This window comes from Maricaulis sp. (assembly GCF_034670125.1).
Classification (GTDB): Bacteria; Pseudomonadota; Alphaproteobacteria; order Caulobacterales; family Maricaulaceae; genus Maricaulis.
Genome location: NZ_JAXMOC010000012.1, coordinates 1 through 14,455, shown reverse-complemented (window position 1 = coordinate 14,455; position 14,455 = coordinate 1). Strand labels below are relative to the sequence as shown.

Sequence of the window (14,455 nt, the reverse complement as noted above, 5' to 3'; positions counted from 1 at the left end):
GGTGCGAGTGGCGCGCCTTTATAATGGAGTGGGAACATGGCGAAGAAAATTGCCGGCTATATCAAGCTGCAAGTGCCTGCGGGCGCAGCTAACCCGTCCCCGCCGATCGGCCCGGCCCTGGGTCAGCGCGGCGTGAACATCATGGAATTCTGCAAGGCCTTCAACGCGAAGACCCAGGAGATGGAAAAAGGGATGCCGATCCCGACGACCATCACCGTCTTCTCGGACAAATCCTTCACCTTTGCCATCGCGACCCCGCCGGCCAGCTTTTTCCTGAAGAAGGCTGCGAAGATCGCGAAGGGCTCCAGCACGCCGAGCCAGACATCGGCCGGAACGGTCTCTATGGCCCAGTGCCGCGAGATTGCTGAAGCAAAGTTCAATGACCTCAATGCGAACGACCTCGACCAGGCGACCAAGATCATCGCCGGATCCGCGCGTTCCATGGGCCTGCAGGTGACGGAGTAAGATCATGGCGAATATCGGAAAACGCCTCTCGGCGGCACGCGAGACCTTTGATCGCGACACGCTGTACACGATCGACGACGCCGTCGCTCATGTGAAAACCAATGCCAAGGCCAAGTTCGATGAAACCATCGAGCTGGCCATCAATCTGGGTGTCGACCCGCGTCATGCCGACCAGATGGTCCGTGGCGTCTGCAACCTGCCGAACGGCACCGGCCGCTCGGTCCGTGTTGCTGTCTTCGCCAAGGGCCCGAAGGCCGAAGAGGCCACCAAGGCCGGCGCCGACGTTGTCGGTGCGGAAGACCTGATGGAGCAGATCCTCGGCGGCAACATCAATTTCGACAAGGTCATCGCGACCCCGGACATGATGCCGCTGGTCGGTCGTCTCGGTAAGGTGCTCGGCCCGCGCGGCATGATGCCGAACCCGAAGGTCGGCACGGTCACCATGGATGTCACCAAGGCGGTGAATGATTCCAAGGGCGGTGCTGTCGAATTCCGTGTCGAGAAAGCCGGCATCATCCACGCCGGTGTCGGCAAGGCCAGCTTCACCGAGAAGGCCCTGGCTGAAAACGTTCGCGCGCTCGTCGATGCGATCGTCAAGGCAAAGCCGTCGGGCGCCAAAGGCCTGTATGTACGCCGGATTGCGCTGTCTTCGACGATGGGCCCGGGCGTCAAAATCGATACGTCTGCCGCCATTTCGGCGTAAAAGACTTGAGTTTCAGCCCGGACCGGATTATCCGGCCGGGCTGATCCGGTCTGATTCACGTGTTTTGTGGATCCGGCCGACCTGTCCGAGATCACAGGGGGTGGCCCGCAAGGTGTCACCTTAATCCAATCTGGGCCCTGCGTGAGACAGAGCGAGATCGACCCGGCCTTGTTAGAGGTCTGTCGGTTCGAGCCCTGGGACAGGACGCGTCATGATGGCGTCCGACCCGCGAGGGGAAGGTGCCGTGATGGCGTTTTCACCGAGCCGTCCACGGTGGACGGCTCAAACAGGGAGTCCGCAAAATGGATCGCATTCAAAAAGAAGCGTCCGTTGAAGAGCTGAATGGCATCTTCTCGGAAGCTGGATCCGTGGTCATGGCCCACTACAATGGCATGACTGTTGCGGAAATGACGGAACTGCGCACCAAGCTCCGCGAGCTGGGTGGCACGTTCAAGGTGGTGCGTAACCGCCTCGCCAAAATCGCACTGCAAGGCAAGCCGGGTGAGGGTGCTGCCGACCTGTTCACAGGTCCGGTCGCAATCGCTTACTCGGAAGACTTTGTGGCCGCGCCGAAGGTGCTGGTCGAGTACGCCAAGGACAACGGCAAGCTCGTTATCCTTGGCGGCTTCATGGAAGAAGACGTGTTCGATGCCGCCGGCATTGACGCGCTTTCCAAGATGCCGTCCCGCGAAGAGCTTATTGCCACCATCTCTGCCCGCCTCATGGGGCAGGCATCGCAGGTGGCCCAACGGCTCATGGCTCCGGCTCAAGGTCTTGCGGGGGCGATCGACGTCATCCGCGAGAAGGCCGACGCCTGATCCCGTCATTCTCCGCTTTCGAACTGACACATTGAACACCGACAAGGAATTGAACAAATGGCTGATGTAGCTAAACTCTGCGACGAACTTCTCGCCCTCACCATCCTTGAAGCCAAGGAACTGAACGATCTTCTGGAAGAAAAAGGCATCAAGGCTGCTGCAGCCGTTGCCGTTGCTGGCCCGGCCGGCGGTGGCGATGCCCCGGCTGCTGAAGAGAAAGACGAGTTTGACGTCGTTCTCACCGGCGCTGGTGACAAGAAGATCAACGTCATCAAGGAAGTCCGTGCCATCACCGGTCTTGGCCTGAAAGAAGCCAAGGACCTGGTCGAAGGCGCGCCGAAGGCCGTCAAGGAAGCTGCTTCGAAGACCGAAGCAGAAGAAATCAAAGCCAAGCTGGAAGCCGCAGGCGCCAGCGTTGAGCTGAAATAGTCTCGCTTCGGCGTGACTGACGCGGTGCTACGGGCGCGCGGGGTGATCCTGCGCGTCCGTTAGCCCGTCTTTGGAATACCTGATCCCGCCGCTGTCGTTCCAGGCGGGATTGCTGATCGGTCCCGGGCTTGCCCGAAGACCAACCGGAGCGGCGCCGCGGGGGCGATCCCCGCATATAATTGCGCAGTGCTGTCTGCGAAGGGAGCCGACATGGGTCTGTCGTTCACCGGCAAAAAGCGGATTCGCAAGTCTTTCGGGCGTATTCCGGAAACCGTTGCGATGCCGAATCTCATCGAAGTCCAGAAGAGCTCGTACGAGCACTTCCTGATGAAAGAGGTGCCAGCCGCCGAGCGCGACGACACCGGCATGCAGGCGGTCTTCAAGTCCGTCTTCCCGGTCAAGGATTTCGCCGAGCGGGCCGTTCTCGACTTCGTGTCCTACGAATTCGAACCGCCCAAGTTCGACGTTGAAGAGTGCCAGCAGCGCGACATGACGTTCGCCGCGCCACTCAAGGTCAAAATGCGTCTCATCGTGTTTGATGTGGACGAGGAAACCGGCGCGCGTTCGGTCAAGGACATCAAGGAGCAGGACGTCTACATGGGCGATATCCCGCTCATGACGGACAAGGGCACCTTTGTCGTCAACGGTACCGAGCGTGTGATCGTTTCCCAGATGCACCGCTCGCCCGGCGTTTTCTTCGATCATGACCGCGGCAAGACCCATGCCTCGGGCAAGTATCTGTTTGCCGCCCGTATCATTCCCTACCGTGGTTCCTGGCTCGACTTCGAGTTTGATGCCAAGGACGTGGTCCACATGCGTCTCGACCGTCGCCGCAAGCTGCCGGCGACGACACTCCTGTACGCGCTGGGCTTGGACAAGGAAGAGATCCTCTCGACCTTCTACGATACGGTCACCTACAAGGCGTCCAAGAAGGGCTGGACCGTTCCTTACGTGAAGGAACGCTGGCGCGGTGTGAAGCCGGCGCGTGATCTGGTTGACGCCAAGACCGGCGACATCATCGCCCCGGCCGGCAAGAAGATCTCCGCCCGTGCCGCCAACAAGTTTGCCGATGATGGCCTGGCCGCTCTGCTGGTCTCCGACGAGCACCTGCTCGGCGGTTACCTGGCAGACGACATGGTCAATCTGGAAACCGGCGAGATTTTCGCCGAGGCCGGCGACGAGATGAGCGAAGAGATCCTCGAGACGCTGAAGGATACCGGCGTCAAGGAACTCAACCTGCTCGACATCGATCCGGCGACCGGCGTCGGTCCGTACATCCGTGCGACCCTTGCTGCCGACAAGAATGACAGCCGTGAACAGGCGCTGGTGGACATCTACCGCGTCATGCGTCCCGGCGAGCCGCCGACCCCGGAAACCGCGGAAGCGATGTTCCAGGGCCTGTTCTTCGATTCAGAGCGCTATGATCTCTCGGCCGTTGGTCGCGTGAAAATGAACATGCGTCTGGATCTGGATGCCCCGGACGACATGCGCACCCTGCGCAAGGAAGACATCCTGGCGGTCCTCAAGACCCTGGTCGGCCTGCGTGATGGTCGCGGCGAAATCGACGACATCGACAATCTCGGCAACCGCCGGGTCCGTTCGGTCGGCGAGCTGATGGAAAACCAGTACCGCATCGGCCTTCTGCGCATGGAACGTGCGATCAAGGAGCGGATGTCTTCGGTCGATATCGAGACCGTGATGCCGCACGACCTGGTCAACGCCAAGCCTGCCGCCGCTGCCGTGCGCGAATTCTTCGGCTCCTCGCAGCTGTCGCAGTTCATGGACCAGACCAACCCGCTGTCGGAAGTCACCCACAAACGTCGTCTCTCGGCGCTTGGCCCGGGCGGCCTGACCCGCGAGCGTGCCGGCTTTGAGGTCCGCGACGTGCACCCGACCCATTACGGCCGGATCTGCCCGATTGAGACGCCGGAAGGCCCGAATATCGGCCTGATCAACTCGCTGTCGACCTTCGCGCGCGTCAACAAGTACGGCTTCATCGAGAGCCCTTACCGCAAGGTCGAGAACGGCAAGCTGACCGACCAGGTCGACTACCTCTCGGCGATGCAGGAATCGCGTTACGCGATCGCGCAGGCAAACGCCCATGTCACCGAAAGCGGTGAGCTGGACAACGAGTTCGTCAATTGCCGGGTTGCCGGTGACGTGACGCTCGTGCCGCGCGAAGACGTGGAATATATCGACGTGTCGCCGAAGCAGGTTGTTTCGGTCGCCGCGGCGCTCATTCCCTTCCTGGAAAACGACGACGCCAACCGCGCCCTGATGGGCTCGAACATGCAACGTCAGGCCGTTCCGCTGGTGAAGGCGGAAGCGCCGCTCGTTGGCACCGGCATGGAAAGCATTGTGGCCCGCGATTCCGGTGCGGCGATCGCCGCCCGCCGGACCGGTGTGATCGAACAGGTCGATGCGACCCGTATCGTCATCCGGGCGACGGAAGATCTCGACGCGGCCAAGTCAGGCGTCGACATTTACCGCCTGTCGAAATTCCAGCGGTCGAACCAGTCGACCTGTATCAACCAGCGCCCGATCGTGCGTGTGGGTGACCAGGTCCATGCCGGTGACATCATTGCTGACGGCCCGTCCACCGATCTCGGCGAGCTCGCGCTCGGCCGCAACGTGGTCGTCGCCTTCATGCCGTGGAATGGCTACAACTTCGAAGACTCGATCCTGATTTCCGAGCGCATCGTGCGTGACGATGTTTTCACTTCGATCCACCTTGAAGAGTTCGAGATCGCGGCCCGCGACACCAAGCTGGGACCGGAAGAGATCACCCGCGACATCCCGAATGTCGGCGAGGAAGCCCTGCGCAATCTCGACGAAGCCGGTATTGTCGCGGTCGGTGCCGAAGTCGCTGCCGGCGACATCCTCGTTGGCAAAGTCACGCCGAAGGGCGAGAGCCCGATGACGCCGGAAGAAAAACTTCTGCGCGCCATCTTCGGTGAAAAGGCCTCCGACGTTCGTGACACCTCGCTTCGCATGCCGTCCGGTGCCACCGGTACGGTCGTCGAAGTCCGCGTCTTCAACCGTCACGGTGTCGACAAGGACGAGCGCGCGATCTCGATCGAGCGTGAAGAGATCGAACGTCTCGGCAAGGACCGGGATGACGAGCTCGCCATCCTCGAGCGCAACATCTACCAGCGTCTCGGCGATCTCCTGCTCGGCAAGACCGCGGTCTCCGGCCCGCGTGGCTTTGCCAAGGGGGAAGTCACCCAGGACGCCCTCGACGAAACCCCGCGCAGCGGTTGGTGGCGGATCGGCCTCGACGACGAGAAGGCCATGGCCGAAGTCGAAGCCCTGCAAAAGCAGTATGACGACTCAAAAGCCCGCCTCGACCGTCGTTTCGAGGACAAGGTCGACAAGCTCCAGCGTGGCGATGAAATGCCGCCGGGCGTGATGAAGATGGTCAAGGTCTTCGTGGCCGTGAAGCGCAAGCTTCAGCCGGGCGACAAGATGGCCGGCCGTCACGGCAACAAGGGTGTCATCTCCAAGATCAACCCGACCGAAGACATGCCCTTCCTGGCCAATGGCGAAGCGGTGGACATCGTCCTCAACCCGCTTGGCGTGCCGTCGCGGATGAATGTCGGTCAGATCCTGGAAACCCACCTGGGTTGGGCCTGCCGCGGTCTCGGCAAGCAGCTGGGCGAGGCCTATGAAGCCTACAAGCGTGATGGCAGCACGGCGACGCTGCGGTCCGAGCTGGACCGCGTCTATGAAGGTGACGAGCTTCCGGAAACGGATAGTGATATCGCCGAGCTGGGCCTGAACCTGTCCAACGGCGTGCCGATCGCGACCCCGGTCTTCGACGGTGCCCGTGAGCCGGATGTGGCGCATTGGCTGACCAAGGCGGGCTTCGATCCGTCCGGCCAGTCGACGCTCTATGACGGTCAGACCGGTGAGCCCTTCCGCCGCAAGGTGACGGTCGGTGTGAAGCACCTGCTCAAACTGCATCACCTGGTGGACGACAAGATCCACGCCCGTTCGATCGGCCCGTACAGCCTTGTGACCCAGCAGCCGCTGGGTGGTAAGGCCCAGTTCGGTGGTCAGCGCTTCGGCGAGATGGAAGTGTGGGCACTGGAAGCTTACGGTGCGGCCTACACGCTGCAGGAAATGCTGACGGTGAAGTCGGATGACGTGGCTGGCCGGACCAAGGTCTATGAGGCCATTGTCCGCGGTGACGACACCTTCGAAGCCGGCGTTCCGGAAAGCTTCAACGTGCTGGTCAAGGAAATGCGTTCTCTCGGCCTCAACGTCGAACTGAAGAACGGCTAAGGCTGAACCATATTTTGCGGGGCAGGGCTAACCCTGTCCCGCTTGCCCCTTTTGGGAGACGGCGACATGAATCACGACGTCATGAACATCTTCAATCCGGCTGCCGAAGGCCCGTCCTTCGACCGGATCCGCATTGCTTTGGCCAGCCCGGAGAAAATCCACTCCTGGTCCTTCGGCGAAGTGAAAAAGCCCGAGACGATCAACTACCGGACCTTCAAGCCCGAGCGCGACGGCCTGTTCTGCGCCCGCATCTTCGGACCGGTGAAGGATTACGAGTGCCTGTGCGGCAAGTACAAGCGCATCAAGTACAAGGGTATCGTCTGCGAGAAGTGCGGCGTTGAGGTCACCCTGGCCCGCGTCCGTCGCGAGCGCATGGGTCACATCGAGCTGGCTGCTCCGGTCGCCCACATCTGGTTCCTGAAGTCGCTGCCGTCGCGGATCGCGATGATCCTCGACATGGCGCTGAAGGATGTCGAGCGCGTGCTTTACTTCGAGCACTACGTCGTCATCGAGCCGGGCCTGACACCGCTCCAGCCGTTCCAGCTGCTCTCCGAAGAAGAGTATATGGAAGCGCAGGAAGAGTACGGCGAAGACGCTTTCACGGCCGGCATCGGTGCTGAAGCGGTCCGCGAAATCCTCATCAACATGGATCTGGAAGCCGAGTGCGCCAAGGTCCGTGAGGACATGAAGGAAACCGGTTCCGAGCTGAAGCTGAAGAAGTACGCCAAGCGTCTCAAGCTGATGGAAAACTTCCTCACCTCGGGCAACCGCCCGGAGTGGATGATCATGACGGTCATCCCGGTCATTCCGCCGGAACTGCGTCCGCTCGTGCCGCTCGATGGCGGCCGGTTCGCGACGTCGGATCTCAACGACCTCTACCGCCGCGTGATCAACCGCAACAACCGCCTCAAGCGCCTGATCGAACTGCGTGCGCCGGACATCATCATCCGCAATGAAAAGCGGATGCTGCAGGAATCCGTCGACGCCCTGTTCGACAATGGCCGTCGCGGCCGCGTCATCACCGGTGCCAACAAGCGCCCGCTGAAGTCGCTGTCCGACATGCTCAAGGGCAAGCAGGGTCGCTTCCGCCAGAACCTGCTCGGCAAGCGCGTCGACTATTCCGGCCGTTCGGTCATCGTGGTCGGGCCGGATCTCAAGCTGCACGAGTGCGGCCTGCCCAAGAAGATGGCGCTCGAGCTGTTCAAGCCCTTCATCTACGCGCGTCTCGACGCCAAGGGGCTGTCCGGAACGGTCAAGCAATCGAAAAAGCTGGTCGAGAAAGAACGTCCGGAAGTCTGGGATGTGCTCGACGAGGTCATCCGCGAACATCCGGTCATGCTGAACCGGGCGCCGACGCTGCACCGCCTCGGCATCCAGGCGTTCGAGCCGAAGCTGATCGAGGGCAAGGCCATCCAGCTGCATCCGCTGGTCTGTGCCGCCTTCAATGCCGACTTCGACGGTGACCAGATGGCTGTTCACGTCCCGCTCTCGCTGGAAGCCCAGCTGGAAGCGCGGACGCTGATGATGTCGACCAACAACATCCTCTCGCCGGCCAATGGCAAGCCGATCATCGTGCCGTCGCAAGATATCGTGCTGGGCCTCTATTACTTGTCGATCGAGAAGGACAACGAGCCGGGCGAGGGCATGGCCTTCGGCAGCCGTGCCGAACTGGAAGCGGCGCTCGAGTCGGATGTCATTACCCTGCACACCAAGATCAAGGCGCGCTGGGAAGGCATTGATGTCGACGGCAACAAGATAACCAAGGTGATCGAGACCACGCCGGGTCGCAAAATGCTGGTCGACCTCCTGCCCAAGCATCCCAAGATGCAGCCGGAGCTGATCGGCGAGCTGCTGACCAAGAAAGCCATTGGCGCCCTGATCGATCAGGTCTATCGCCACTGCGGTCAGAAGGCGACGGTCATCTTCTGTGACCAGATCATGGGTCTCGGCTTCAAGGAAGCGGCCAAGGCCGGCATTTCCTTCGGCAAGGACGACATGTTGATCCCGGACGCCAAGGCCGACCTGGTCGGTGCGACCCGCGACATGGTGTCGGACTACGAGCAGCAATATGTCGACGGGCTGATCACCAAGGGTGAGAAGTACAACAAGGTCGTCGACGCCTGGGCCAAGTGTACCGACAACGTCGCCGACGCCATGATGGACGAGATCTCCAAGACCTCGGTCGGCGAAGACGGCCGCACGTCGGAAGTGAACTCGGTCTACATGATGGCCCACTCCGGTGCTCGTGGTTCGAAGAACCAGATGAAGCAGCTGGCCGGCATGCGCGGCCTGATGGCCAAGCCGTCGGGCGAGATCATCGAGACGCCGATCATCTCGAACTTCAAGGAAGGCCTGACCGTCCTTGAATACTTCAACTCCACCCACGGCGCCCGTAAGGGTCTGGCCGATACCGCCCTGAAGACGGCCAACTCCGGTTACCTGACGCGACGTCTGGTCGATGTCGCCCAGGACTGCATCATCACCGAAGAAGATTGCGGCACGTCGGAAGGCTTTGAGATCCAGGCGGTTGTCGATGGCGGTGACGTCGTCGTCTCGCTGGAGCAGCGCATCCTCGGCCGTACCCTGGCCGCGGAAGTGAAGGATCCGGCGTCCGGCGAAGTGATCTGTCCGGCCGACACCTATGTCGACGAAGACCTCGCCATGGCGATCGAAATGGCCGGCGTCCAGAGCGTCATCGCGCGCTCGCCGCTGACCTGTGAGACCCGTGTCGGCGTCTGTGCAACCTGTTACGGTCGTGACCTGGCGCGCGGTACGCGCGTCAATATCGGTGAGGCCGTCGGCGTCATTGCGGCGCAGTCGATCGGTGAGCCGGGTACACAGCTGACCATGCGGACCTTCCACATTGGCGGTACCGCCCAGGTCTCCGAGCAGTCCTTCATCGAGGCTGGTTCGGAAGGTCATGTGACCTTCAAGAACCCGTCGACGGTGACCAATTCCGACGGCGACCTGATCGCCCTGTCGCGCAACATGCAGCTCGTCATCGTCGATGCCGAGGGCAAGGAGCGCGAGAGCTACAAGCTGGGCTACGGCACCAAGCTGAAGGTCAAGGAAGGCGACAAGACCAGCCGCGGCCAGCGCCTCGGCGAGTGGGACCCGTATACGGCTCCGGTCGTGTCCGAAGTCGGCGGCAAGGTGAAATTCGTCGACATCGCCGAAGGCGTGTCGGTGAAGGAAGAGACCGACGAAGCCACGGGTATCGCCTCCAAGGTGGTCATCGACTGGCGCGGATCGGCCAAGGCCAATGCGCTGCAGCCGACCATTGTTGTCCAGGACGAGAATGGTGAGCCGATCAAGCTCTCCTCCGGTTCCACCGCCAGCTACATGCTGGCCGTTGGCGCCATTCTCTCGGTTGCCGATGGGGACACGGTCCGCCCGGGTGACATCGTCGCCCGTATCCCGACTGAAGGCGCCAAGACACGCGACATCACCGGTGGTCTGCCGCGTGTTGCCGAGCTGTTCGAGGCCCGTCGTCCGAAGGATCACGCGGTCATCGCCGAGATCACCGGTCGTGTCGAGTTCGGCCGTGACTACAAGAACAAGCGCCGTATCGCGATTGTTCCGGAAGGCGACGAGGCCGAGAAGGTCGAATACCTGGTGCCCAAGGGCAAGCACCTGACCTGTCAGGAAGGCGATGTGATCCAGAAGGGCGAATACCTGCTCGACGGTCACCCGGCGCCGCACGATATCCTGGCGATCCTGGGTGTCCCGGCCCTGGCCAATTACCTGATCGACGAGATCCAGGAGGTCTACCGACTGCAGGGCGTGCCGATCAACGACAAGCATATCGAAACGATCGTCCGCCAGATGCTGCAGAAGATCGAGGTCAAGGATCCGGGCGACAGCACGTATCTGGCCGCCGAACAGGTCGACAAGATCGAGTTTATCGAGAACAACGAACGTCTCGAGGCGGAAGGCAAGCGCATGGCGACGGGTGACCCGGTCCTGCTGGGCATCACCAAGGCGTCGCTGCAGACGCGCTCCTTCATCTCGGCAGCCTCCTTCCAGGAGACCACCCGCGTCCTCACAGAGGCGGCGGTCCAGGGCAAGGAAGACACGCTCGAGGGTCTCAAGGAAAACGTCATCGTGGGTCGACTGATTCCCGCCGGTACGGGCGCCATCATGCGCCAGTACCAGGTGATCGCCGACGATCTGGATGCGGACATGCTTGCTGAGCGCGAAGCGGCTGTTGAGGCGGAAGGACTTCCGACCGAGATTGCCGAGGCAGCTGCAGAGGAATTGGCCGCTGAAGAGGGCGCCAACTAGGCCAATTCCGGGGCGATATCCCTGTAATACCTAAGAAAAGGCCGTCGGGTAACCGGCGGCCTTTTTGTATCGGCTGTTACCGGGCCGGGGCGTGTCAGAAAACCTCTGAACAAGCGCTTGACGAATGCGAGTCGCGTGCGTAGTTTCCGCGCTCGTTTGAAGGACGGGCCGTAACCCACGCGGTTAGACGTCGTCCACGGTAACGGAAAAACCCCAGATGCCGCCGTGCGGGCCTCAGGCTCGAGCGTCGGGATCTTTCTTTGCGTCCATCAGCATTTCATCGTGCTGGGGGGCGTGGTTGTTGAGATTAGGAACGGATTAGAGCGGGATGCCAACAATCAACCAGCTCATTCGCAAGCCGCGAAAAGACAAGCCGAAGCGCAACAAGGTGCCGGCCCTTCAGGCTTGCCCGCAGCGCCGAGGCGTTTGCACGCGCGTCTATACCACGACCCCGAAAAAGCCGAACTCGGCCTTGCGGAAAGTCGCCAAAGTGCGTCTGACCAACGGGCATGAGGTTGTGAGCTACATTCCGGGTGAGGGGCACAATCTGCAGGAACACTCTGTTGTCCTTATCCGCGGTGGCCGCGTGAAGGACCTTCCGGGTGTCCGCTATCACATTCTTCGCGGCGTTCTGGATACCCAGGGCGTCAAGGACCGTAAGCAACGCCGTTCCAAGTACGGCGCCAAGCGTCCTAAGTAAGGGAGACGTCCATGTCGCGTCGTCACCGCGCAGAGAAACGCGAGATTTTTCCGGACCCCAAGTTCGGAGATCGCGATCTCACAAAGTTCATGAACTACATCATGCTCGACGGCAAAAAATCCGTCGCCGAGCGTATTGTCTATGGCGCTCTCGAAATTGTCGAAGAGAAGCTGAAGCGCGAGCCGATCCGCGTCTTCCATGATGCCCTGGACAATGTGGCCCCTGAGGTCGAGGTCCGCTCCCGCCGCGTTGGTGGTGCGACCTATCAGGTGCCGGTTGAAGTCCGCGCCGAGCGCAAGAAAGCCCTGGCCATTCGTTGGCTGACGGGCGCTGCGCGCGGTCGCAATGAAAATACCATGCGCGAACGTCTCGCCGCTGAGATGATGGATGCGTCTGCCAATCGCGGAACCGCCGTCAAGAAGCGCGAAGACACGCACCGGATGGCGGAAGCCAACCGGGCTTTCTCGCACTACCGCTGGTAACCCCTTACAGGCACTGACCCGTACCAAGGACCCTGACAAATGGCCCGCGACTACAAAATCGAGGACTACCGCAACTTCGGCATCATGGCTCACATTGACGCCGGCAAGACGACGACGACCGAGCGGATCCTCTATTATACCGGCAAGTCCCACAAGATTGGTGAAGTGCACGATGGTGCCGCCACCATGGACTGGATGGAGCAGGAGCAGGAGCGTGGCATCACGATCACCTCGGCTGCAACGACCTGTTTCTGGAATGGCAAGCGCCTGAACATCATCGACACGCCCGGCCACGTTGACTTCACCATTGAAGTCGAGCGTTCGCTGCGTGTGCTCGACGGTGCCGTGTGCTGCCTGGACGCCAATGCCGGTGTCGAGCCGCAGACCGAAACGGTCTGGCGTCAGGCCGACCGCTACAAGGTTCCGCGCATGGTGTTCATCAACAAGATGGACAAGCTGGGCGCTGACTTCTTCAACTGTGTCAAAATGATCGAAGACCGCCTCGGCTCCAAGCCGCTGTGCGTTCAGCTGCCGATCGGCTCGGAAACCGAGTTCGAGGGCGTGATCGACCTGATCAAGATGAAGGAACTCGTCTGGAAGGGTGAGGGGCTGGGCGCCGAGTGGGAAGAGCGTGACATTCGCGCCGAGCTCGCTGACAAGGCTGCCGAGTACCGTGAAATGCTGGTCGAAACTGCCGTCGAGCAGGACGAAGTGGCGATGGAAGCCTATCTGGAGGGCGAGGAGCCGACCCAGGAGCTTCTCAAGACGCTGATCCGCAAGGGCTGCATCGCGCTGACCTTCAATCCGATCCTGTGCGGCACCGCCTTCAAGAACAAGGGTGTCCAGCCTCTGCTCGACGCTGTTGTCGATTTCCTGCCGAACCCGACCGAGGTTCCGGCGATCAAGGGTATCGATTTCAAGACCGAGGAAGAGGTTGTCCGCCGCGCCAGCGATGACGAGCCGACCTCCTTGCTCGCCTTCAAGATCATGAACGACCCGTTCGTCGGCTCGCTCACCTTCGCGCGCATGTATTCCGGTCACCTCGAGACGGGTATTTCCCTGCTCAACACGGTGAAGGACAAGAAAGAGCGTATCGGCCGCATGTTGCTGATGCACTCCAACTCGCGCGAAGACATCAAGGAATGCTTTGCTGGCGACATCGTTGCCATTGCGGGCCTCAAGGACACGACCACGGGCGACACGCTGTGTGACCCGATGAAGCCGGTCATCCTGGAGCGCATGGAATTCCCGGATCCGGTCATCGAGCTGGCCATCGAGCCGAAGTCGAAAGCCGATCAGGAGAAGCTCGGCGTTGCCCTGCAGCGCCTGGCGGCCGAGGATCCGTCCTTCCGCATGAAGACCGACGAAGAATCCGGTCAGACCATCATTGCCGGCATGGGCGAGCTTCATCTCGACATTCTCGTCGACCGCATGAAGCGCGAATTCAAGGTTGAAGCGAATGTCGGTGCGCCGCAGGTGGCTTACCGTGAATCGCTGAGCCAGAAGGGTCTCGTCGACTACACGCACAAGAAACAGTCCGGCGGTTCGGGTCAGTTCGCCCGCGTCAAGATCGAATTCGGTCCTGGCGAGCCGGGTTCGGGCTTCGTCTTCGAGTCGAAGATCGTCGGCGGTAACGTGCCGAAGGAATACATTCCGGGCGTTGAGAAGGGCCTCAAGTCGGTCATGGATGGCGGTCTGATTGCCGGTTTCCCGGTGATCGACGTGCACGCCATGCTGGTGGACGGCGCCTATCACGACGTTGACTCCAGCGTTCTCGCTTTCGAGATCGCGGCTCGCGCCGCATTCCGCGAAGCCAAGGCGCATTGCGCGCCGAAGCTTCTGGAGCCGATCATGAAGGTCGAAGTCGTGACGCCGGATGAATATACCGGTGGTGTCATTGGTGACCTGAACTCCCGTCGGGGTCAGATCGCCGGTCAGGAAATGCGCGGCAACGCAACCGTCGTGAATGCGATGGTGCCGCTGGCGAACATGTTCGGTTACGTGAACAACCTGCGGTCTGCGACCCAGGGCCGGGCACAGTTCACCATGCTTTTCGACCACTACGAGGCGGTCCCCAAGGCCGTCGAACAAGAAGTCATCGCCAAGTCCGCCTAAGCGGACCTCTGGTCACAGTATAACAACGAACACACGGATTTCGGAGCGAGATCATGGCGAAGGAAAAGTTTGAGCGCACCAAGCCGCATGCGAACATCGGCACGATTGGTCACGTTGACCACGGCAAGACGACGCTGACGGCTGCGATCACGATGGTACTGGCGGAAGCGTCCGG

10 protein-coding genes are annotated in these 14,455 nt (G+C 61.1%); all 10 read left to right on the top strand.

Going from position 1 to position 14,455, the window contains the following annotated elements; all coding sequences use genetic code 11:
* The first annotated feature begins 36 nt into the window (after positions 1–36).
* Positions 37–465 carry a 50S ribosomal protein L11 gene (gene rplK, locus VOI18_RS14885; RefSeq protein ID WP_323763203.1) on the top strand — a complete coding sequence of 143 codons (429 nt, stop codon included), beginning with the start codon at positions 37–39 and terminating at the stop codon, positions 463–465.
* Positions 466–469: 4 nt separating this feature from the next.
* Entirely contained in the window at positions 470–1,168 is a 699-nt protein-coding gene (gene rplA / locus VOI18_RS14880) for a 50S ribosomal protein L1 (RefSeq protein WP_323763202.1), read from the top strand.
* Positions 1,169–1,470: 302 nt separating this feature from the next.
* Positions 1,471–1,986, top strand: coding sequence for a 50S ribosomal protein L10 (gene rplJ, locus VOI18_RS14875; protein WP_323763201.1), 516 nt, complete (start codon positions 1,471–1,473; stop codon positions 1,984–1,986).
* Positions 1,987–2,043: 57 nt separating this feature from the next.
* The gene (rplL, locus tag VOI18_RS14870; RefSeq protein WP_011643741.1) at positions 2,044–2,415 is read left to right on the top strand and encodes a 50S ribosomal protein L7/L12; all 372 of its coding nucleotides are present in this window, start codon (positions 2,044–2,046) and stop codon (positions 2,413–2,415) included.
* Positions 2,416–2,625: 210 nt separating this feature from the next.
* Positions 2,626–6,699: a DNA-directed RNA polymerase subunit beta gene (gene rpoB / locus VOI18_RS14865; RefSeq protein ID WP_323763200.1), complete on the top strand. Its 4,074-nt coding sequence runs from the start codon at positions 2,626–2,628 to the stop codon at positions 6,697–6,699.
* A gap of 66 nt (positions 6,700–6,765) precedes the next feature.
* Positions 6,766–10,983, top strand: coding sequence for a DNA-directed RNA polymerase subunit beta' (gene rpoC, locus VOI18_RS14860; RefSeq protein WP_323763199.1), 4,218 nt, complete (start codon positions 6,766–6,768; stop codon positions 10,981–10,983).
* A 328-nt stretch (positions 10,984–11,311) separates the two neighbouring features.
* The gene (gene rpsL, locus VOI18_RS14855) at positions 11,312–11,683 is read left to right on the top strand and encodes a 30S ribosomal protein S12 (protein WP_011643738.1); all 372 of its coding nucleotides are present in this window, start codon (positions 11,312–11,314) and stop codon (positions 11,681–11,683) included.
* 11 nt (positions 11,684–11,694) lie between these two features.
* On the top strand, positions 11,695–12,165 hold the full coding sequence (gene rpsG, locus VOI18_RS14850; RefSeq protein ID WP_011643737.1) for a 30S ribosomal protein S7: 471 nt from the start codon (positions 11,695–11,697) through the stop codon (positions 12,163–12,165).
* A 39-nt stretch (positions 12,166–12,204) separates the two neighbouring features.
* Positions 12,205–14,280, top strand: a complete 2,076-nt coding sequence (fusA, locus tag VOI18_RS14845; protein ID WP_323763198.1) for an elongation factor G — start codon at positions 12,205–12,207, stop codon at positions 14,278–14,280.
* Between the two features lie 53 nt (positions 14,281–14,333).
* Positions 14,334–14,455: GTP-binding protein (locus VOI18_RS14840; RefSeq protein ID WP_323763226.1), on the top strand; the 122-nt coding region annotated here is incomplete at its 3' end.